Origin of the sequence: Streptomyces rapamycinicus NRRL 5491 (assembly GCF_024298965.1) — a bacterium.
GTDB lineage: Bacteria > Actinomycetota > Actinomycetes > Streptomycetales > Streptomycetaceae > Streptomyces > Streptomyces rapamycinicus.
In genome coordinates this window covers 10,031,012-10,049,831 of sequence record NZ_CP085193.1, presented here as the reverse complement: position 1 = coordinate 10,049,831, position 18,820 = coordinate 10,031,012, and the positions used below count along the sequence as shown (strand labels likewise).

Below are 18,820 nucleotides of genomic sequence, written 5' to 3'. Positions count from 1 at the left end.
GCGGCTGGTCGTTCAGCCGGAGATCGCCAGAGGGAAGTCGAACTGGTCGCGCCGTGTGCCGTAGTCGACGCTGACGTGGAAGGTCCAGCGCCCCGGCATCATCAAGTGGACGGCTGTGGAGTAACTGCCGGGGCCGTGTGCCTGTGCGCGTGCCGCGGGCGTCGCGTGGCCATGAGTGGGCATGACGGCCTGCACGGTGATGGTGGGCGGTGGTCCGCTTCGCCCTCCGCGGCGCGGGGTGAGGCGGATGCCGACATTCGTGGCGCCGGTGCGGGGCCGGGCCACCGTCAGTGTCACTTCGTCGGTGGCACCGCCCCCGGTCAGCGAGATGCCATCGTCCGTCCAGGACGGAAGGAATCCGGTGGCCACCATGGCGAGGGACACCGTCAGCAGCGCCGCGGCGACTCCGTACAGAAACCGGGCCATGGGGGTGCGGGAGGCGGTGCGGGCGCTCACTTCGCCGCTCCGGCCGCCGGGGACACGCGCAGGAGGTAGGGGACGGTCAGGATGGCACTGTCGCGCTCGGCCTGTATCCACACGCGGTAGTAGCCGGGACGGGAGAAGGTGTACACGAAGGAGGCGTCCGGCCCGTACGCGGCCACGGTCTCGTCCGCGGGACTGTCGCCGTTGAGGGGCATCAGCCCACTCATCGAATCCATGCTCTCCTCGTCCCCGCCCGAGTGAGCCCCGTGTCGCATGGCGGCCATGTCGTGGTCCGGAGCGCCTGCCATGCCGGGTGTGGGGTCGCCGCTCATGTCGCCACCCATGGAGTGCGCATGAGCCCAGACGGGTGCGCCCTGGGCGGCTTGTCCCATGCGTGTGGGGCTGGTCGCGTCGGCCCGGTCGAGCGGCCCGACCACGATCATGTGGCCGACCATGCCGAGCCAGGGCTGGAGCGTCCTTGTGTCGCCGACGCGCGCGGTCAGGGTGCTCGCCTCGCCCGCTCTGGGCGAGGGCGCCGTCAGGCGCACCGGCACACCGTCGATCGTCCGCGTTCCCGGTCCCCGCGGGGCGAGTTCGGCGGGCAGGGCCGGAACGCCGCCACGCGTGGAGCCGTCGGCGACGGTCAGGCCGGTTGCCGAGCGCACATGCTGGATTCCGCCACCGCGGCGGGCGAACTCCGCGGACACGGCGTAGTGGCCGACCGCGGGCAGCCGCAGCTGGACCTCGTAGGTGCCGGGCGCGGTGCGTATGGGGTGCAGGTGCCAGAGCTCACCGGTCGGTCCGATGACCAGCAGGTGCATCAGAGCACCGTCGTGGACGATGAGATCGTCCGCGGGCAGGCCGGTGGAGCCGTCGTTCACGCTCAACCGGAGCGTGCCCCGTTCCGCCGCCTTGGCCGGGTACGAACCCAACTCGAGCGAGGCGGGCGGCCGGGAGTAGTCGTTCGTCACCGGCCGGACGACCGAATAGGGGTCGGTGACGTTGTCGTTCGTGGCATCCACCTGCCCGCCCGGCTCGGGTGGCAGAGGCAAGGAAGTGGACAGCAGCGCGGCGGTCACGGCCACCGCGAGCGCGGCCACGACACCTCCCGCCGGAAGCAGCGCCCAGGCCCCGCGCCGGGCCCGGACGGCGACGAACAGGGTCACCAGCATGAGCACACCGGCGGTGACGAAACCGCCGAACACGGCGAGTTCCGGCGGAGAGGTGGCCTGGCCCGGCACCGTGAAGGGAATCCGCGCCGTGCGGGATCCGTCGTCGACGACGAGTTCCCAGGGGCCTGCCCGATCGATGTCCAGGGCGGCACCGTAGGACCCCGGCGTGCTGCCGAGCTTGACCGAGACGGTGCTGGTGGTGGTCCCCGCCGAGGAACCTTCCGCTCGATCCGCTGACGCACCCGTGGGGACGGCGCCCAGGCGCAGGGTTCCCGCGGCGGTGCCCCGATGGGTGAGCACATCCACCCGCAAGGGGCCGGGCAGCCCGGTGACGCGCCGCAGGATGAGGGTCAGGTCGCGGTCGCCGAGCGTCTGCGCGACCTGTAGGTCGCCTCCGGCCGTGGAATCCGCCCATGCGGGGGATCCCACGGTGACGGACAGGCCCAGGACACAGAGCACGGCCGCCGCCACTGGTGCCACCACTCGCGCCGCGTATGACCTGCCGAGGCGATTCCGGCCGGTGCGTCCGCCGCGAACGGATACAGGGGGTGGGTTGTCGTTCACGCGGCAGACACTAAGAACCGCCCCCACGCGGTGTCGTCACGCACCCGGGGCACATCAGGTCCCCCGCGCGGGGGACGCCGCCTCCCCCAGGCGCGGGAAGGCTTTTCCGTACCGCTCGTGCACCATAAGTGGATGCCTGGTGCGACCGGCCCCGTACAACGTGGCACTCCGACCGCACATTCCGCCTTCCGGCATGCCCGCGGTGCGGGCCTGCCGACATCCTGAGAGAGGGGCCTTGTCCGCTCAGCTTCGGGACCCGAGTGGGTCCCTGACCCGGCAGTCCCTCATGGTGGCGGGCTTCTGCCTGCTCGCGGACACGCTCAGCTTCTTCTACGAGGGCTCGCATGTGTATCCCCCCGTGTCCTACTGGTGCCTGCTGGCGGGGATCGCCCTGGTGGACGCGGCACTCGCGAGTTCGGCCCGGCTTTCGGGAGTCGTCGCTCTCGCCCAGGCGGCACTGGCCGTGGCCGGTGCGCTGGTACTGCCCGGCGGCAGCCCACCGCCGGACTTGAACGACGCCGGAATGCTCATCGCGGCCTATCGGGCCGGAGCCTGGCTGAACGGCCGACCCGCCGTTCTGGCTCTCCTCTACCTGGCCGCGGGATCCATCGGGGCCAGGACACTCGGTTGCACCACCGATCTCACCGAATGGCGCTCCATTCTGCTGAGCACGGTGAAAGGGACCCTCCTCGCCTGGCTGGTCGGCCGCTACACCACCGCCCGGGGCGCTCACATCGCCGAACTGGAACAGCGGGCCGTCCGGGAGCGGGAGATGGCCCGGCAAGATCTCGCGAATGCCATCGCCGAGGACCGCAGTGCCATCGCCCGGGACCTCCACGACGTCATCGCCCACCATGTGAGCGCCATCGGAGTGCATGCCGGAGCCGCCCGGTTGGGGCTGTCCGCCAAGGAGGTGTCGCCGGTGTCGACCGCGCTCACGGCGGTGGAGACCTCCAGCCGAGCGGCCCTCCTCGACCTGCGCCGGCTGCTGGATTTCCTGCACGACAGCCCCGCCGAGGGCGCACGGCAACCGGGCCTGCGCGACCTCGACCAACTCATCCAGGTCGTGTCCGCGGCCGGCCTCGAGACGAACGTCAGCGTCCGGGGCACCCGGCAGGAACTGGAAGGTTCCCTGGACATCGCCGTCTATCGTGTGGTGCAGGAGATGCTGACCAACGCCCTGCGCCACGGCGACGGCCACGTGGACATCACCCTGCGCTACGGCACTTCGCGGATCACGGTCACCGCGGTCAACCCGATCGCCGCCTCGGGGCGGCTCGTGGCGGATTCTCCACACCGGGGCCTCGAAGGCATCAGCAGCCGAGTCGGCATGTTCAATGGCTTCGTCTCGTACGGACCGGTACACGGCGGCGCCGACTGGAAGATATCCGCCACCCTCTCCATGGACGGCACATGAGCCTGCGTATTCTCCTGGCCGACGACCACGCCATGTTCCGCTCGGGGCTGAAAGCGGTCCTGAGCACCCAGGACGACCTGTGCTGTGTCGCGGAAGCGGCCGACGGTCGGGCAGCCGTCGAAGAGACCATCAGGTTGGCCCCCGACGTCGCCATCCTGGACATCCGTATGCCGCGGCTGGACGGACTGCGCGCGGCGGAACGCATCCTCGGCAGGCCGGGCAACACCACGAAAGTCATCGTGCTCACCACCTATGACGACGACAGCTACGTCTACAGCGCCCTCCGCATGGGGGTCAGCGGATTCCTCCTGAAGAGCGTCCCTCCCGAGGAGACGATCGCGGCCATCCGCATCGCCCACAGAGGTGATGCCATCATCGATCCCTCGGTCACGCGCCGTCTCATCTCCCGCTTCGCCAGCGGTATCGCGCCGCCCGCGTCCTCCACCGAAGTCGAGAGACTGACGGCCCGCGAACGCGAGGTCCTGATCCTCGTGGCCCAGGCGCACAGCAACACGGAAATCGCCCGCGCGCTGGGCATCGGCGACGAGACGGTCAAGACACACGTCTCCCGGATCCTGGCGAAACTGGGTCTGCGCGATCGCACTCAAGCCGTCATATACGCGGCCGCCCACCAACTCGTGGCACCGCTTCCTCCCCTGCCGCCCGGTTCGGAGAGAGCCGGGCGGCACCGGGGAGGAGCCCGTCACCGCGCCCTATGAGACATCAGTCGCACCGGCCGCACGGGTATCCACGCCGCAGCGCGGACCGAGACGTGCCCACCCCCGGCTCAGGCGCCCACCGGCCGCGGTGTGCCCGGGGCTGCGGCGGACCGTACGGCGACTGCCAGGCGGGCCGCTCGGGTCGAACCGAGCCGCGAATCGGCAGGAAGGTGGGCACGAACGCCCAGTTCTTGGACACAGAGTTACACCGGTTCCAGTGAGAAGACCACAGCGAAAAGGAGCGCGGCGCACATGTGCGACGCGCGACGGATCAGCGCTCGGGTGGGCTCACTTGGTGTACAACGGGACGTCCTTGACGGAGTGACTGTGGGCGGGAGCACGGTAACGCCACACGGGAGCGCGGCTCCACTGATTTTCGGGCGGGTGGCGATGAAAAGACGCCGTACTGCTCAGTGGCGGAAGAAGGAATCGATGGCCGTGGTGGACCAGCGTCGTCATCAGCCGGGCGCCGGTGGCACCCAACGGATGGCCCAGGGCGATGGCGCCACCGAAGGCATTGGTGCGTTCCGGGTCGGCGCCGGTCTCCGCCAGCCAGGCCTGGACCACCGGTGCGAATGCCTCGTTGATCTCCACCAGGTCATGGTGTGCACGCGGGCCAGTGGGGCGAGGCCCAGGCGGCGCACCGCTTCCTCGGACGCGACCAGCAGAGCGGCGGCCCCGTCGGAGATCTGGCTGGACACCGCGGCGGTCAGCCGGCCGCCTTCGGTGAGCGGCTTGAGCCCCGCCATCTTCTCCAGTGAGGTGTCGGCGCGGGGCCCCTCGTCGGCCTCCAGTCCGAACGCGGGCGCGATCTCGTCCGCGAAGACCCCGCCCGCCTGGGCCGCCAGTGCCCGCTGGTGGCTTGCCAGTGCGTAGCGCTCCATGGCCTGCCGGGAGATGCCCCACTTCTCCGCGATCAGCTCCGCCCCACGGAACTGGGAGATCTCCTGGTCGCCGAAGTGGCTCCGCCAGCCCTCCCCCGCGTATGGACTGCCCATGCCCTCGCGCTCGCCGAGGGTGACCGGGCTGCCGAGGGGCACCAGGCTCTCGCCTCGACCCCGCCCACGACGACGAGGTCGGCGGAGCCGGACATCACGGCCTGCGCCGCGAAGTGCACGGCCTGCTGCGAGGAGCCGCACTGCCGGTCGATGGTCGTGCCCGGAACATGCTGGGGCAGACCACCCGCCAGCCAGGAGGTTCGGGCGATGTAGCCGGTCTGCGCGCCGATCTGGCTCACGCAGCCGAAGTACACATCGTCCACGGAGCCCGGATCGATGCCGGTCCGGTCGAGAAGCGCGCGCAGCGACGTCAGCCCTTGCGTGCCTTGACCTCCTCGGTCAGCTGCGGGACGACCTCGAAGAGGTCGCCGACCACGCCGTAGTCGACCAGATCGAAGATCGGCGCCTCGGCATCCTTGTTCACAGCCACAATGGTCTTCGAAGTCTGCATACCCGCCCGGTGCTGAATCGCGCCCGAGATACCCGCCGCGACATACAACTGCGGCGAGACGGTCTTACCCGTCTGCCCCACCTGATTGGTATGCGGATACCAGCCCGCGTCCACCGCCGCACGCGAAGCACCAACAGCCGCGCCGAGGGAGTCGGCCAGGGCCTCGACGACGGGGAAGTTCTCCGCACCGCCCACACCACGGCCACCGGAGACCACAATCGCGGCCTCGGTCAGGTCGGGGCGCCCGGTCGACTCACGCGGCGTGCGCGAGACGACCTTCGTGCCGGTGGCGCGCTCAGAGAAGGACACCTGAAGCACCTCGACCGCGCCCGCGGCCGGGGCGGCCTCCACGGCGGCCGAGTTCGGCTTCACGGTGATCACCGGAGTGCCCCTGCTGACCCGGGACCTGGTCGTGAAGGCGGCGGCGAACACCGACTGCGTCGCCACCGGACCCTCCTCACCGGCCTCCAGGTCCACCGCGTCGGTGATGATCCCCGAGCCGATACGGACCGCCAGCCGGGCCGCGATCTCCTTGCCCTCCGCGGAAGACGGGAACAGCACCGCGGACGGCGACACGGCCTCGTACGCGGCCTGGACCGCGTCCACCTTCGGAACGACGAGGTAGTCGGCGAACTCGGGCGCGTCAGCGGTCAGCACCCGCACCGCACCGTGCTCGGCGAGAGCGGACGCGGTGTTCTCTGCACCGGCGCCGAGGGAGACCGCGACCGGCTCACCGATGCGGCGGGCCAGGGTCAGCAGCTCCAAGGTGGGCTTGCGGACGGCACCGTCCACGTGGTCGACAAAGACAAGGACTTCAGCCATGGGAATCGCTCTCCTGCGAAATGCGAAAGATCTGGGCGGTAGGGGCAGCGCGGCTCAGATGAACTTCTGACCCGCCAGGAACTCGGCGAGCTGCTTGCCGCCCTCGCCCTCGTCCTTGACGATCGTGCCCGCCGTACGGGCCGGACGCTCGGTGGCACCCTCGACCGCCGTCCAGGCACCCTCCAGCCCCACGTCCTCGGCCTCGATGTCGAGGTCGGACAGGTCCCAGGAGGTCACCGGCTTCTTCTTCGCCGCCATGATGCCCTTGAACGACGGGTAACGCGCCTCACCCGACTGATCGGTCACCGACACCACCGCCGGAAGCTGCGCCTCCAACTGCTCGGTCGCGGTGTCCCCGTCACGGCGCCCCTTCACGATGCCGTCCCCGACCGACACCTCCGACAACAGCGACACCTGCGGCACACCCAGGCGCTCCGCCAGCATCGCCGGGAGCACACCCATCGTGCCGTCAGTGGAAGCCATCCCGCAGACGACCAGGTCGTAACCCGTCTTCTCCACCGCCCTGGCCAGCACCAGCGAGGTCCCCAGCGCGTCCGTGCCGTGCAGATCCTCGTCCTCGACGTGCACGGCCTTGTCCGCACCCATCGACAGCGCCTTGCGCAGCGCGTCCTTGGCGTCCTCCGGACCGACGGTCAGCACGGTGATCTCGGCCTCATCGGCCTCGTCGGCGATCTGCAGCGCCTGCTCGACCGCGTACTCATCCAGCTCCGAGAGCAGACCGTCCACGTCATCGCGATCAACGGTCAGGTCCTCGGCGAAGTGCCGGTCGCCGGTGGCGTCGGGCACGTACTTCACACAGACAACGATCCTCAAACTCACGCCCGCTCTCCTCACCGTTCCCGACTGTCTGCGTTTCCGCAGTGGAGCACCCGAACGAGAGTATGGCACTCAGTGCCCTGCGTAAAGGTACTCAGTGTCAACGACTGCCGGAGCCGATGCTAGGTTCCCTCCATGACGGACGTACGCGACGAGGGCAGGGCGACCGCGGCGGTCGGCGGGCCCGAGCCGTCCGACAAGGCGCCCATGCGCGAGGCGCTCATCGAGGCCGCGTTCCAGCTCTTCTTGGTGCACGGTTTCGAGCGGACCACAGTGGACGACATCGTGGCGCGGGCAGGAGTGGGACGCCGGTCGTTCTTCCGGTACTTCCCGTCCAAGGAAGACGTCGTCTTCCCCGAACATGAGCGCTGCCTGGCCGAGATGAGCGCTTTCCTCACCACGAGCACTGACGGCGAACCACTCGACGTGGTCTGTGACGCGGCCCGCCTCGTCATGCGGATGTATGCCGCGAACCCCGAGTTCTCCGTGCAGCGCTACCGGCTCACGCGCGAAGTGCCCAGCCTTCGCGGCTCTGAGCTGTCCGTGGTGCACCGCTACGAGCGGACCCTGGCCCACTACCTCCGGCAACGGTACGCGGGGGACGATGCCGGAGCGCTTCGGGCCGAAGTACAGGCCGCGGCCGTCGTCGCCGCGCACAACAACGGACTGCGGACCTGGCTGCGAGGTGGGGGGCAGGGCGATGCCGCGAAGGCGGTGGATCAGTCGCTGATCTTCGTACGGCAGACGTGGGGCGGCGTCGGCGAATCCGCGGAGCGCAGCACCGCGCCCGCGCCCGCGCCGGAGGACGATGTGATCGTCTTGGTGGCGCCACGGAGCGCTCCCATATGGCGCGTGGTGCAGAAGATCGAGAAGACTTTGGGAGACGGCTAGCTTCCCCGCATGGCACTCAGAGCCTTGACCGAGGGTACTCGGTACCATACCCAGCTTGATGTGCGGGCCGCGCCTTCGACAGCGATGTCGCGGGCACGGCCGCACATCCTGGGGCCCGGCGCCGGGGCGGCTGACCGGGCCTTGGTGACACACGTACCGCGTGGACCGCCGTCCGCGCGCCGGGGCGTGCGGTGGCCTTACGGCGTGTAGACGGCGTCGCTGCCGTACAGCTCCCTGGTGAACGCGGAGACATCGGCGCCGCGATTGGCGCCGTCGAGGTTGTACGTCAGATAGACGCCGTAGCCCTCGCTGACGGTGCGGCGGGCGAGGTCGGCGACTGTGCTCTGCGAGGTCCGGCCGATCTCGACAGCCGCCGGTGACAGCTTCGACTTGGGCAGTGCGATGCGGGGAACCTGCCAGGTGCCGTAGTACGGGTTCCAGGCGTAGTCGAACTTGGACGACACGTCGACGCCGCCGTAGGAGAGGCGCGACGCGGCCGGGCCGATGTTGTAGAGGCTGATGATCTTGCCCGGCATGTTCGCGCGCAGGGCCGTCACAAGGTGCACGAACGAGCTGTCGTTGGGCTGGCCGGTGCCGTTGTTGCCGTACTCCGCGTACTCGTCGTCGAAGTCGATGCCGTCGAGGCCGTACTCAGCCACGGTGTCCGACAGCTTCTTCGCGAACGCCGAAGCCGCTTGCTGAGAAGGGAAGTTGGCGAAGCCCGCGCCCTGATGGTTGCCGAGCACCGAGAGGACGACCTTGATGCCCTTCTGCTGCAACGGCCGTATCTCCGTGGCGGCGTTGTCGAGGACGCGCTGCACGTTCTCGTTGAAGTGCAGATACGCCGTCTTCGTACCCGTGTCGTAGTTGATGTTCGCCGCGAAGATCACGGCGACGTCGAAGACGTTGCCGCCGCCGTTGGCGAGGGTGTACTTGCCGACGTTGCGCATGCTGTTGTTGTTCACCTCGACGTACGCCACCGAGGTCGACCCCTGTTTTGCGGGAGCGGGGGCCGATGCCGCGCCGGTCGCGCCGGTCGCGGTGGTCGCCGCGGTCCCGGCGAAGGCGAGGGCCGCGATCGCCGAAAGCGCGAACGCGGCCCTCCGTACTCTGCTCCGTAAGAGTGTGAACATCATTGACCGGTCTCCCCTCGCTTGGGTCGGCGCCCGACCTGTTCGGAGCACCGAGTGAGCCCCCCAAGTCTTCCGCCCCCGTAACCAAATCCCGAGAACCGCGCGCGAACTCTTCACGACTCCCACGCACCTCACGCCGCACCGACCCCGGCCCAGCCCAGTCGAGCGCCGGGCGGCCGGCGCGCCTGCCCGGGCGGGAGGGGTCCCGACCGGGGTGGGGTTCCATGGGCTCATGATGCATAGAACGTCATCCACCGTCGCCCTCGCCGCCGTTGTCGCTGTCGTGTTCGCCGCCCTCACGTCGTGTTCCTCCGATTCCTCGGACGGGTCCGCCGCGAAGGACCGGCCCAGCGGGTCCAACTCCGGGTCACCGGCGTCCGATCACGAGTCGACTCCCACAAAGACGGCCACGCCGTCGCCCTCGCCGACCGGTCCGTGCGCTGACGGGAAGTGCGAGATCAAGGTCACCTCGGGGGACGTCGTGACAGTGCCGGAGAAGTACGGCCTCGGGCGGATCAAGGTGACGGCGATCACCGGCGACGAGGTCGAGATGGCGGCGCAGCTGACGGGTTCGGGCTTCAGCGTTTCGGGCTGTTCCGGTGGCGGCGGCGTGTCATCGGAGGGCGGTGGCGGCGTCGGACTGAGCTGCGGCGAAGGACCCGCCGCAACCATCAACGACCACATGAGCCTGAAGGTCGTCAAGATCCACGACGCCACCGCCGTCCTCCGTATCGAACCCGCCGGATGACGCACGGCCCGAAAATAGGCGGGGCACGAGCGAAAGACGCTACGAAAGACCGCCATCCGCGAAACGGCCGCCATCCGCAGCGGACCGGGCTGTGGCCTGGGGGGCGCGGGTAGTAAGAATGGGTACGTGTCGGAAGAGGTTCAGGTCAGCGCCCCGCGCATGCGCAACCGCTGGGGGGAGGGTGAGCGGCTGCGCGGGGAGATCCTCGCCGCGGCCAGCCGGTTGCTGTCCGAGCTCGACGGGGAGGACGGGCTGACCATCCGCGGCGTCGCCCGTGCCGCCGGTATCGCGCCCGCCAGCATCTACCAGCACTTCACTGATCGTGCCGCGCTCGTAGCGGGGCTCACCGAGCACGAGTTCGTCCGGCTGCGCGTCGCGATGGAGGCGGCCGAGGGCCGCGTGGACTCTGACGACGTGGTGGGCCGTGTGCGGGCGATGATTCACGCTTCCTGCCAGTTCGCGGTGGACAACCCGGGGCACTACCGGCTGATGACGGCCAACGGGCCTCCCCGGACCGCGCCCGGCGTCCGGCCGGCCGGGCCACTGGCCGACGTGATCGACCTGCTCGTCGCCGGTTTCGCGCGCTGCGCCGCGGCGGGGGTCGCGCTCCGGGTGTCTGCTGAGCGAGCTGCGGTGATCGCGTTCGTCGGCGCGCACGGTCGTGTCGCTCTCTTCCAGAACTCGGCCGAGCACAACGATGCGGACTCCGTGAGGTCGTTCGTCGATGAGTTCGTTTCGCTCGTTTTCGCCTAACACCTGGCGTTTTTCCTCTCGTTGCCCCCGTCGTTCTCCTCTGCGGTGGCGATCCTGATCCGGAGGGTGGACAAGTTCCTCCAAGATTCCTAACGTGTGTTCGGTAAGTCTCCGAACGATCGTTTGGTAACTCTGTGGGAGGACTGTGATGTCGGAGGTCCTGTCCGACGTACCCCGGTACCCGATGGCGCGGGGCCGTTGCCCGTTCGGCCCGCCGCCCGAACCCGATCGCAGGCTGCGGGAGAGTGGATCGGCTGCGGCCGCGGGTCAAGAAGATCGTCTGGTCACGGGAGGCTGAACGCATGTTTCATCTGGATCACCTCTGTCTCGGCGTCCGCGACTTGGGCGACGGGGTCCGCCGAGTGCACGAGGAGACAGGACTCGCTCACTACGACGGTGGCGTCTTCGCCGCCGGGATCGCCAACACGATCTTCCCGCTCGGCGAGGACGTCTACCTGGAGGTCGAGGCCGCGACGGGCCCCGCCACGGAGCCGGGCACGGCGGCCGCGTGGTTCGACGGGCTCCTCGCGGACGGGGCTGACCGATGGATGTTCTGGAGCTTGCGCGCCGACACCCTCGAGGAGATGACCGCGGTCGCACAGCGGCTCGGCGGCGAGGTGGCGCGACTTCCGGGGCGCGTCCAGCCCGACGGCACCCAGCGCATCATCACCACCGCGCCGGGCCCCGGCCGCGCGCTCGACACGTGCTGGCGCCGGGGGCTGCCGAACTGGTTCTACCGGGAGGACCCGGCCACCAACCCGGATCGTGGGGCGGTGGAGCACGGTGAGCGCGGGGTGGCCGTGACCCGGCTGGAGATCGGCGCTGACGCCGGGGAACTGCGTGAGCACATCGGTGCCGAGACCTTCGACCGGCTGCCGCTGGCGGTCGTGCCCGGCCGGCCGGGCGTGCACGCGGTAACGGTGCGCACCGCGACCGGGCGCGAGGTCACGCTGCGCAGGGACCCGGCCGACCTGTAGCGGGTGCCCCTTTCCTCGCGACTCCCGGGGGCGACCCGGCAGACTGGCCGCACTACTGATCGCAGCGCCCTTGGGCACCACGCCGACGTAACACGCACTGAGCGGGCGCGGCGCTGGGGCCTGCGCTCATCGGCAGTCGGGTTGTTTCCCGAGCCAGCGGGTGGCCGCGTCCAGTGCGCGGTCGCGGCTGGTGCCGATGTCCTGGGGCTCGACGAGGAACTCCTCGTCCGGCGGGATCGGTCCGCCGTAAGTGCGGCCGGTTCGATCCGCTTCCTTCGCCTCGGTGAGCACGAGCGCCGCACCGTCGGAAAGGCGGTGGTGGGTGTTGCCGGTGGGAACTCCGGAGGTTCTCATGCCGAAGCTGCGGGTCGCGGGGCGGCCCCGGAAGGCCACGGTGACCGCTTCTCCGGCACTCGCGGTCCGGCCGTCGGTGAGGACGGCCACGGCCGGGTGCGTACGCGACAGCGGCCTGGCCGCCGGCCACGGGGGCGGGTTGGCGCCGGCCTTGAGGCTCCTGCCCTTCACCGTCCACACGGTGCGCTTGCCGTCGGCCTCCACGAAGGCGCCCACATTCCCGTCGCCCAGGATCGCCGCTACGACGGCGAACATGGGGTCCATGTTCCCGCCTCGGTTCCCGCGCAGATCCACCACCCAGCCGCAGGCGCCCTTCCGGTCGGCCGCCGCCACCGCGTCCCGGCCCTGACGCACATACGTGTCATACGTGTGCATCGAGCCCTGCACGCCGGGGAGGGCTACGTACCCCGGACCGCTCCGCAGCCGTTTGGCGACCAGGCCGGGGATCGTTTGCAAAGATGTCTCAGACAACTTCTCGGCGGCCGCCGGACTCAGGAAGCGGCTGTGGCCGTCCCCGAGGGCACCGAGGACCCCCTCGATCGCGGGGTAGGTGCCGCTCGGCTTCCGGGCCCCCGCCGCGCGGGTGAACGCCGTGCGGCGCACCTCGGGCCAGTCGACCTCACCCCGTTTCAGCGCCCGCTTCTGGATGAGGTCCAGTGCTGCCGTGAGATACGCCCGTGCCTTCGGTGAGATCCGGTCGTCGGGTGCTGTGTCCTCATGCTGTTTCGAGCACGCGGTCGCAAGCGCGAGGAGCAGGGTCAGGGCCAGCGCGCCCCACCGGGGTAATCGACTGCTGTGGTCCATGGATTCTCAGCCTAGAGGCCGGATCGAGCGGACCGCCTCGCGGTCGGCCATTTCATTGGCCGCCTCGTTGGCCGCCTCGTTGGCCACTTCATTGGCCGCGTCGATCAGCCGAGGAGCCATCTGCTGGATGTGCGGGTTCAGACGATCTTGGTGGCCCCCGCATCGACAGACAGGTTCACACCGATCGCACTCGGCATGGCCGGGGAGGCCAGCAGCAGCACCGCCCGGGCGATCTCGGCGGGGTCGATCAGGGTCTCGGTGAGCATCCCGGTCTCCTTCGGCAGGGCTGCCATCAGCGTCGCGTGGTCGACGCCCACGTTGTCCGCCACTCGTGCGACGTACCCGTCCTCAGCCGTTATCTGGGGCGTGCGCGTCGCTGACGGCGACACCGCGTTGATGCGTACTCCGGAGGGCGCCATGCGCTCGGCCAGCTGTCGGGTGAAGGCGTTGAGGGCCGCTTTGGCGACGGAGTACGGCAGCGGCTCCGTCCCCGGTCGACGGGCGCTGTCGGAGCTGATGTTGACCACGGCGCCCCTGGCCTCGAGGAGCGAGGGCAGTGCCGCGCGGGTGGTCCGGACGGCCGACTCGAAATTGAGGGCGAACCCGTAGGCCCAGACCTCGTCCCCGCCGTTGAGTGGATCGCCGAACCCCTCCTGCGGCATTTCGCCGCCGCCGGCGTTGTTGACCAGGACATCGATCCTGGGATCGACGGCCAGGGCGGCGTCGACCAGGTGTCGCGGGCCGTCGGCCGTGGCCAGGTCGGCGGGGACGAAAGCGGCTCCGGTGGCCTCGAGTTCGGGCGTGCTGCGTCGCGCGGTCGCGGTCACCAGGGCGCCTTCCTGCTGGAATGCCTGAACGATCGCGAGGCCGATGCCCCTGCTCGCCCCGGTGACGAGGACGCGCTTACCGGCGAGCTGAAGATCCATGACGTGCTCCTGTGATGGGAAGGGCTCAAGCGGCATAACTGAAACAAGACTATCGCAGTTATGTCAATAACTGATCCATGACTGTCTCAGTTGCTGTTGACGAGGGTAGGGTGCTCCGAGACAGCGGCAGAGGAGGTGGCATGAGCGAGAACAGCTCTCCCCGGCGGATCCGGGCGGACGCCGAACGCAGTACGGCCCGCATCCTGGAAGCGGCGGAAACCGTGCTCGCCGCGGACGCCACCGCGTCCCTGGAGCGGATCGCGGACGCCGCGGGACTCGCCCGCGCCACCGTCCATCGCCGGTTCGCCTCCCGCAGCGCGCTGGTGGACGCCCTGGCCGAACAGCTCAGTCAGCGCTACCTGGGCGGGCTGGCCGAAGCACGGGTGAAGACCGCACCGCCCCTCATCGCGCTGCACCGTCTGACGGAGATCGTCTTCGATCTCAAGCTCAGCCACCGCTTCGCCATCCAGCTGAGCGCGGCCCTCACGCCGGAAGTCCTCGACGGCCTCGACCTGCTCTTCGCCCGCCTGAGAGACACCGAGGCAATCACCGCGGTCGACCCCACCTGGTGCCGCCAGGTCTACCTGGCCCTTCTGCACGAGGTCCACGACCTGCCCGCGGGCTCTCCCACCCTGGCCTCCCCGGCCACCACGGATGAGACCGAGGCGAAGATCGATCTACTCGTGCGAACCACACTGGGCGCGCTGGGCGGCAGCCACGGTGCGACAGCCCTCCCACTCACCAACTAGTCGGTCAGCCGCGGGGGGTGCTTCCGTCGTGGTAGCCGAGTTCGAGGTAGCGGGTGCGGGCGCCCCAGGAGCCGAGGTCGGACGTGTTGGACAGGACGTCGTGCCAGGGCTGGACGCCGGGAGTGGCCGCCTCGCCGGGAGCCGCCTTACCGGAAAGGCCCCCCTTGTCGTGCGCGGGCGGCGGATCGCCGGGGCGCCCGGCCCAGAGCCGCACCCCCGACCGCGCCTTGGATTCGCGGACCGGCTCCCACCAGCCCATCGAGAACATGCCGACGAGCTCGTGCATGGCGATGAAGCTGGCCACGCCGCTCTCGGGGTCCGTGCGGTCCGGGCGCTCGGTGAGGGCGTGCCACAGGAAACGCATGTTCGGTAGCCGCACATCGGGCTTGAAGCGGTACACGAGCCGGTCCAGCGTGATCGAGCCGATGCGCGGCAGCTGTACCCGGTTGAGCGGGACAACCTCGTGCTTGCCGCCGTTCCAGGTCAGCATCTGGTTGCGGCCCCTGTAGCCGGGCTCGCTGAAGACCGTGGCGTGGAGGAGTTCCCGGCGATCAGGCCGACGGTTGTGCGCCATGCCCGCGGCGGCGACGCCGCCCACGGAAGCCAGGCCCGTCAGGAGGATTCTGGTCTTGCGCTTCATCGGGACGCGACACCTCGCTTCTGACGGGACGGGCGCCTCCATAATGCGCCTCCATCATGCGCCTCCATCATGCGCCACCGACGGGCGGTTGACCTACCGTCAGACCCGGTATCCAGGCGGGCAACCGTCGTCGCCGCTCGCCTCAGGTGTCGAGCAGTTCAGGCACGAAGATGTCCTCGCAGGTCAGCCGGTGCTTCGACAGGCCCTGCTCGTGGTGGTAGCGCAAGAAGGTGTCGATGGCCTCGCGGTTCGCGCCGATGCCGTAGGGCCACCAGTCGTCGCCGAGCAGCCGGCGGTTCTCCTCGAACAGCGCGCTGAACCACGGCGTGATGACGCCCATGTGCTGCTTCGCGGCGCCGGCGAGGTACTTCCGCTCGGCGAGCTCCTTGGCTTCCGTGAAGGCGTCGTAGACGGCCCGTGCGAGGCCCCGTCGCTGTGCCAGTTCCCTGCGGATCGCGACGATGTGCATCGGGGGGAAGATCCCGGTGCGGCGGTAGTAGTCGCGCTCGACGGCCTCGTAGTCGGGGAACAGGCGGGCGACCTTCGGTGAGCCGTCCAGCACGGCCCGCGGCACGTCGACGGAGATCAGTGCGTCGATCTCGCCGGATTCGAGCATGGCGCCCAGGGTCCGGCCGTCCTCCGCGTGGCGCACGTCGACCCCGTCCGGGACGGGCTGCGGGATCCAGTCGCAGGCGGGCATGGGGTGGTTGGTGCCGCCGATGACCCAGCGGCACTGGTCGGGGGTCACGCCGTACTCGTCGGCCAGGATGCCCTTCGGCCAGATCCCGGCGTCGTGGCCGTAGAGCATGAACTCGCCGACGGTCCGGCCGACGAGGTCCCGCGGCTTCTCGACCCCGCCGGCGGTGTTCACGAAGATCGCCGAGTGGCGGAAGTTGCGGTTGGGCAGGATCGGCAGCGCCAGGAACGGCGGATCGTCGAGGTCGAAGGTGCGCAGGAAGTAGGTGAGACCGAACTCGGCGAGGTCGTAGTGCCCCTCGATGGTGCGGCGGAAGATGTCCGATACGAGGGGTGCCGTCTCGAACACCGCGTCCACCCCGTCGACCGCGACCCGGCCGTCGAACAGTGCCTCGGTGTGCTCATAGGCGTATACGCCGATGCTCAGCTTCGTGCCCATCAGTGGATCTCCTCTCCAGGAGTTCGTAGGGAGGCCCGCTTCCGTACATGCAGGCGTGGTCGGAGGTGCTGCCGCGCCAACCCGGCCGGGATCGACGAACTACCGGTAGGATGACAAACCGACCAGTTCGGGGCCGCACCGGCTGATGGCTCCCGCGGAGTCGTACGGGCCAGGAGCGGGTGTCCGCAGGGCGGTTGTGGTCGCTGGAGGGTGCGTCGGACACGACGGGGGGCTCGCGTTGGATCGCCTGACCGGAGCGGACCTGGAAGTCGGCCCCACCCGGTTCGTGCTGCCCCGGTCGCTGCGCGCGCGGCTCGGGCCGATCGCGGTCCTCGCCGCGCTGGTGGTCGGCGTGCTGGGGGTCCTGTACGCCGGGCACAGCGAGCCCGGCGGGGTGGACAGGTGGATCATCCGGCCGACGGCGGACAGTGTGCGGCCGCCCTGGAGGCGCGTCGCTCTGGCCATGGACTTCTTGGGGGAACCCGCCGGAGCGGCGACGCTGATCGTGGCCGCTGTGACGGGCTGCCTGCTGCTTCGGCGTCCTCGCGCGGCGGCGCTCGTCGTTGCCGGCGCCGCCATGACCGTGGGGACGGCGACGCTGCTCAAGCATGTGGTGGGACGCACCATCCACGGCGACGGCAACCTGTCCTATCCGAGCGGGCACACCGCCTTCTTCACCGCGCTCGCGCTCGTCGTGGCGCTGCTCGTGACCGGCCGGTTCGGCCTCGGCAGGACGGCCGGAACGACACTCGTGCTCGCGGCGGCGCTCGTGGCCGGCGCCGCGATGGGATGGGCGCAGGTCGCCCTGGGCGCGCACTATCCGACCGACGTCCTCGGCGGCTGGTGCACCGCGCTGGCGGTGATCCCGGCCACCGCATGGCTGGTCGACCGGACGGCGGACTGGCTGGTCGTTCGGATGGCCGACTCCCGTCGGCGAGAACGTAGCTGACGCCCCGTCACACCAGGCGGCGGAATACGGGTTTCACCGGTCTTCCGGCCAGCCAGGGGGTGGGGTCACCGGCGTCCAGTGCCTTCCGGTACACCGCACATGCCTGGGCCACCACGTCGACGGTGTGCTCGATGTCGGCGTCGCCGAGCGCGCTGCTCACCACGAACGACGGGGCCAGCACCCCGCCCGCGAGGAGCCGGCGCAGGAACAGGGTGCGGTAGTGCTGCGACGGCTGCCCGTTCCCGTCGAGGGTGGCGAAGACCAGGTTGCTGGCCCGGCCCCGGACGACGATGTGCTCGCCGACGCCCGTGCCCGCCGCCGCCTCGCGGACACCCGCCGCCAACCGCTCGCCGAGGGCGTGCAGTTGGGCGGTGATGCCCTCTTCGGCGTAGGTGGTCTGCACGGCCATCGCGGCGGCCAGCGAATGCGTTTCCGCACCGTGCGTGGTGGACAGCAGGAACACCCGGTCGCCGGAGTGACGCGAGCCCCCCAGCTCCATCAGCTCGCGGCGCCCGGCCAGCGCGGAGACGGCGAATCCGTTGCCCAGCGCCTTGCCGAACGTGGAGAGGTCGGGGACGACGCCGTACAGGCCCTGGGCGCCCGCCTCGGACCAGCGGAAGCCGGTGATCATCTCATCGAAGATCAGTACGCAGCCGTGCCGGTCGGCCAGCTCGCGCAGACCGGCGAGGTACCCGGGAGTGGGCTCGGTGTGGGTGGCGGGTTCGAGAATCAGACAGGCGACCTCGTCCTGGTACCGGCTGAGCAGTGCCTCCGTGGCGGCCAGGTCCCCGTAAGGGAACGCCACGGTGAGCTCGTTGGTCGCCGCCGGAACACCGGCGGACATCGGCGTGGTGCCGATGAACCAGTCGTCGACGGAGAAGAACGGATGGTCGGCGCAGATGGCCACCCGCGGGCGCCCGGTGGCGGCGCGGGCGAGGCGCACCGCGGCGGTGGTGGCGTCGGAGCCGTTCTTCGCGAACTTCACCATCTCGGCCGTCGGTACCGTGGCCAGGAAGCGTTCCGCGGCTTCGACCTCCACGATGGACGGCCGGACGAAGTTGCTGCCGCGGTCGAGTTCCCGCCGCACCGCCTCGGTCACGCGTGGGTGGGCGTGGCCGAGGCTGACCGACCGCAGGCCGGACCCGTACTCGACGTAGCGGTTGCCGTCGATGTCCCACACGTGGGCACCGCGGCCGTGGCTGATGACCGGGGCCAGGTTCTCGGGGTACTGGTCGTCGCCCTTGGCGTAGGTGTGCGCGCCTCCGGGGATCATGGCGTGCAGCCGCTCGTTCGCCGTCCGCGAGCGGGGCAGGAGGAACTCGGGGGTCTGTTCGGTGTGTTCGGTGGCCAAGCCGACT

General features: G+C 69.9%; 18 protein-coding genes and 1 pseudogene. 8 read left to right on the top strand and 11 right to left on the bottom strand.

Annotated elements, in window-relative coordinates; genetic code table 11:
• Positions 1-12: 12 nt before the first annotated feature.
• A complete protein-coding gene (locus tag LIV37_RS41570) occupies positions 13-456 on the bottom strand; it encodes a FixH family protein (protein WP_020873062.1) in 444 nt (147 codons plus the stop codon).
• Positions 453-2,078 carry a hypothetical protein gene (locus tag LIV37_RS41565; protein ID WP_121823882.1) on the bottom strand — a complete coding sequence of 542 codons (1,626 nt, stop codon included), beginning with the start codon at positions 2,076-2,078 and terminating at the stop codon, positions 453-455. The genes LIV37_RS41570 and LIV37_RS41565 overlap by 4 nt, the downstream gene beginning before the upstream one ends.
• A 316-nt stretch (positions 2,079-2,394) precedes the next feature.
• Between LIV37_RS41565 and LIV37_RS41560 the strand changes: the two genes are divergently transcribed.
• Both LIV37_RS41560 and LIV37_RS41555 read left to right on the top strand, forming a co-directional pair.
• Entirely contained in the window at positions 2,395-3,576 is a 1,182-nt protein-coding gene (locus LIV37_RS41560; RefSeq protein ID WP_158634846.1) for a sensor histidine kinase, read from the top strand.
• A complete protein-coding gene (locus tag LIV37_RS41555; protein ID WP_020873059.1) occupies positions 3,573-4,295 on the top strand; it encodes a response regulator in 723 nt (240 codons plus the stop codon). The genes LIV37_RS41560 and LIV37_RS41555 overlap by 4 nt, the downstream gene beginning before the upstream one ends.
• Positions 4,296-4,724: 429 nt before the next feature.
• Here LIV37_RS41555 and LIV37_RS41550 read toward each other — a convergent pair.
• The 3 genes and pseudogenes from LIV37_RS41550 to LIV37_RS41540 form a co-directional block, all read right to left on the bottom strand.
• Positions 4,725-5,610, bottom strand: a pseudogene (locus LIV37_RS41550) (thiolase family protein); the annotation flags it as partial.
• Positions 5,604-6,566, bottom strand: a complete 963-nt coding sequence (locus tag LIV37_RS41545; RefSeq protein ID WP_121823815.1) for an electron transfer flavoprotein subunit alpha/FixB family protein — start codon at positions 6,564-6,566, stop codon at positions 5,604-5,606. The pseudogene LIV37_RS41550 and the gene LIV37_RS41545, both read right to left, overlap by 7 nt.
• 54 nt (positions 6,567-6,620) lie before the next feature.
• The gene (locus LIV37_RS41540) at positions 6,621-7,406 is read right to left on the bottom strand and encodes an electron transfer flavoprotein subunit beta/FixA family protein (RefSeq protein WP_121823816.1); all 786 of its coding nucleotides are present in this window, start codon (positions 7,404-7,406) and stop codon (positions 6,621-6,623) included.
• Between the two features lie 204 nt (positions 7,407-7,610).
• Here LIV37_RS41540 and LIV37_RS41535 point away from each other — a divergent pair, with 204 nt between their 5' ends.
• Complete coding sequence (locus LIV37_RS41535; RefSeq protein WP_121824974.1) at positions 7,611-8,294, top strand: TetR family transcriptional regulator; 684 nt, start codon at positions 7,611-7,613, stop codon at positions 8,292-8,294.
• Between the two features lie 197 nt (positions 8,295-8,491).
• Here LIV37_RS41535 and LIV37_RS41530 read toward each other — a convergent pair whose 3' ends face one another.
• A complete protein-coding gene (locus LIV37_RS41530) occupies positions 8,492-9,427 on the bottom strand; it encodes an endo-beta-N-acetylglucosaminidase H (protein WP_185058141.1) in 936 nt (311 codons plus the stop codon).
• A gap of 481 nt (positions 9,428-9,908) precedes the next feature.
• On the opposite strand from LIV37_RS41530, the gene LIV37_RS41525 reads away from it, so the two are divergent.
• From LIV37_RS41525 to LIV37_RS41515, 3 genes are all read left to right on the top strand, one after another.
• Entirely contained in the window at positions 9,909-10,175 is a 267-nt protein-coding gene (locus LIV37_RS41525) for a hypothetical protein (protein ID WP_121824975.1), read from the top strand.
• Between the two features lie 126 nt (positions 10,176-10,301).
• Positions 10,302-10,928, top strand: coding sequence for a TetR/AcrR family transcriptional regulator (locus LIV37_RS41520; protein WP_202979577.1), 627 nt, complete (start codon positions 10,302-10,304; stop codon positions 10,926-10,928).
• A gap of 302 nt (positions 10,929-11,230) precedes the next feature.
• On the top strand, positions 11,231-11,905 hold the full coding sequence (locus LIV37_RS41515; protein WP_121823884.1) for a VOC family protein: 675 nt from the start codon (positions 11,231-11,233) through the stop codon (positions 11,903-11,905).
• 126 nt (positions 11,906-12,031) lie between these two features.
• Here the strand turns inward: LIV37_RS41515 and LIV37_RS41510 are convergent, their stop codons facing one another.
• Entirely contained in the window at positions 12,032-13,063 is a 1,032-nt protein-coding gene (locus LIV37_RS41510) for a S41 family peptidase (protein WP_020873052.1), read from the bottom strand.
• A 137-nt stretch (positions 13,064-13,200) separates the two neighbouring features.
• Entirely contained in the window at positions 13,201-13,989 is a 789-nt protein-coding gene (locus tag LIV37_RS41505; protein WP_020873051.1) for an SDR family NAD(P)-dependent oxidoreductase, read from the bottom strand.
• 140 nt (positions 13,990-14,129) lie between these two features.
• On the opposite strand from LIV37_RS41505, the gene LIV37_RS41500 reads away from it, so the two are divergent.
• Positions 14,130-14,738 carry a TetR/AcrR family transcriptional regulator gene (locus LIV37_RS41500; protein WP_020873050.1) on the top strand — a complete coding sequence of 203 codons (609 nt, stop codon included), beginning with the start codon at positions 14,130-14,132 and terminating at the stop codon, positions 14,736-14,738.
• 4 nt (positions 14,739-14,742) lie between these two features.
• Here LIV37_RS41500 and LIV37_RS41495 read toward each other — a convergent pair whose 3' ends face one another.
• Positions 14,743-15,378, bottom strand: coding sequence for a hypothetical protein (locus LIV37_RS41495; RefSeq protein WP_020873049.1), 636 nt, complete (start codon positions 15,376-15,378; stop codon positions 14,743-14,745).
• A gap of 142 nt (positions 15,379-15,520) precedes the next feature.
• Positions 15,521-16,513: a substrate-binding domain-containing protein gene (locus LIV37_RS41490; protein WP_020873048.1), complete on the bottom strand. Its 993-nt coding sequence runs from the start codon at positions 16,511-16,513 to the stop codon at positions 15,521-15,523.
• Positions 16,514-16,751: 238 nt separating this feature from the next.
• On the opposite strand from LIV37_RS41490, the gene LIV37_RS41485 reads away from it, so the two are divergent.
• Entirely contained in the window at positions 16,752-17,462 is a 711-nt protein-coding gene (locus tag LIV37_RS41485) for a phosphatase PAP2 family protein (protein WP_020873047.1), read from the top strand.
• Between the two features lie 7 nt (positions 17,463-17,469).
• Here the strand turns inward: LIV37_RS41485 and LIV37_RS41480 are convergent, their stop codons facing one another.
• Positions 17,470-18,813: a glutamate-1-semialdehyde 2,1-aminomutase gene (locus tag LIV37_RS41480; RefSeq protein WP_020873046.1), complete on the bottom strand. Its 1,344-nt coding sequence runs from the start codon at positions 18,811-18,813 to the stop codon at positions 17,470-17,472.
• Between the last annotated feature and the right edge of the window lie 7 nt (positions 18,814-18,820).

What these genes read in the sequence shown, in the direction of transcription:
- LIV37_RS41555 (WP_020873059.1), top strand. Translation starts at nt 3,573, where the DNA reads ATGAGCCTGCGTATTCTCCTGGCCGACGACCACGCCATGTTCCGCTCG.
- LIV37_RS41545 (WP_121823815.1), bottom strand. Translation starts at nt 6,566, where the DNA reads ATGGCTGAAGTCCTTGTCTTTGTCGACCACGTGGACGGTGCCGTCCGC.
- LIV37_RS41535 (WP_121824974.1), top strand. Translation starts at nt 7,611, where the DNA reads ATGCGCGAGGCGCTCATCGAGGCCGCGTTCCAGCTCTTCTTGGTGCAC.
- LIV37_RS41530 (WP_185058141.1), bottom strand. Translation starts at nt 9,427, where the DNA reads ATGTTCACACTCTTACGGAGCAGAGTACGGAGGGCCGCGTTCGCGCTT.
- LIV37_RS41515 (WP_121823884.1), top strand. Translation starts at nt 11,231, where the DNA reads ATGTTTCATCTGGATCACCTCTGTCTCGGCGTCCGCGACTTGGGCGAC.
- LIV37_RS41510 (WP_020873052.1), bottom strand. Translation starts at nt 13,063, where the DNA reads ATGGACCACAGCAGTCGATTACCCCGGTGGGGCGCGCTGGCCCTGACC.
- LIV37_RS41505 (WP_020873051.1), bottom strand. Translation starts at nt 13,989, where the DNA reads ATGGATCTTCAGCTCGCCGGTAAGCGCGTCCTCGTCACCGGGGCGAGC.
- LIV37_RS41500 (WP_020873050.1), top strand. Translation starts at nt 14,130, where the DNA reads ATGAGCGAGAACAGCTCTCCCCGGCGGATCCGGGCGGACGCCGAACGC.
- LIV37_RS41495 (WP_020873049.1), bottom strand. Translation starts at nt 15,378, where the DNA reads ATGAAGCGCAAGACCAGAATCCTCCTGACGGGCCTGGCTTCCGTGGGC.
- LIV37_RS41490 (WP_020873048.1), bottom strand. Translation starts at nt 16,513, where the DNA reads ATGGGCACGAAGCTGAGCATCGGCGTATACGCCTATGAGCACACCGAG.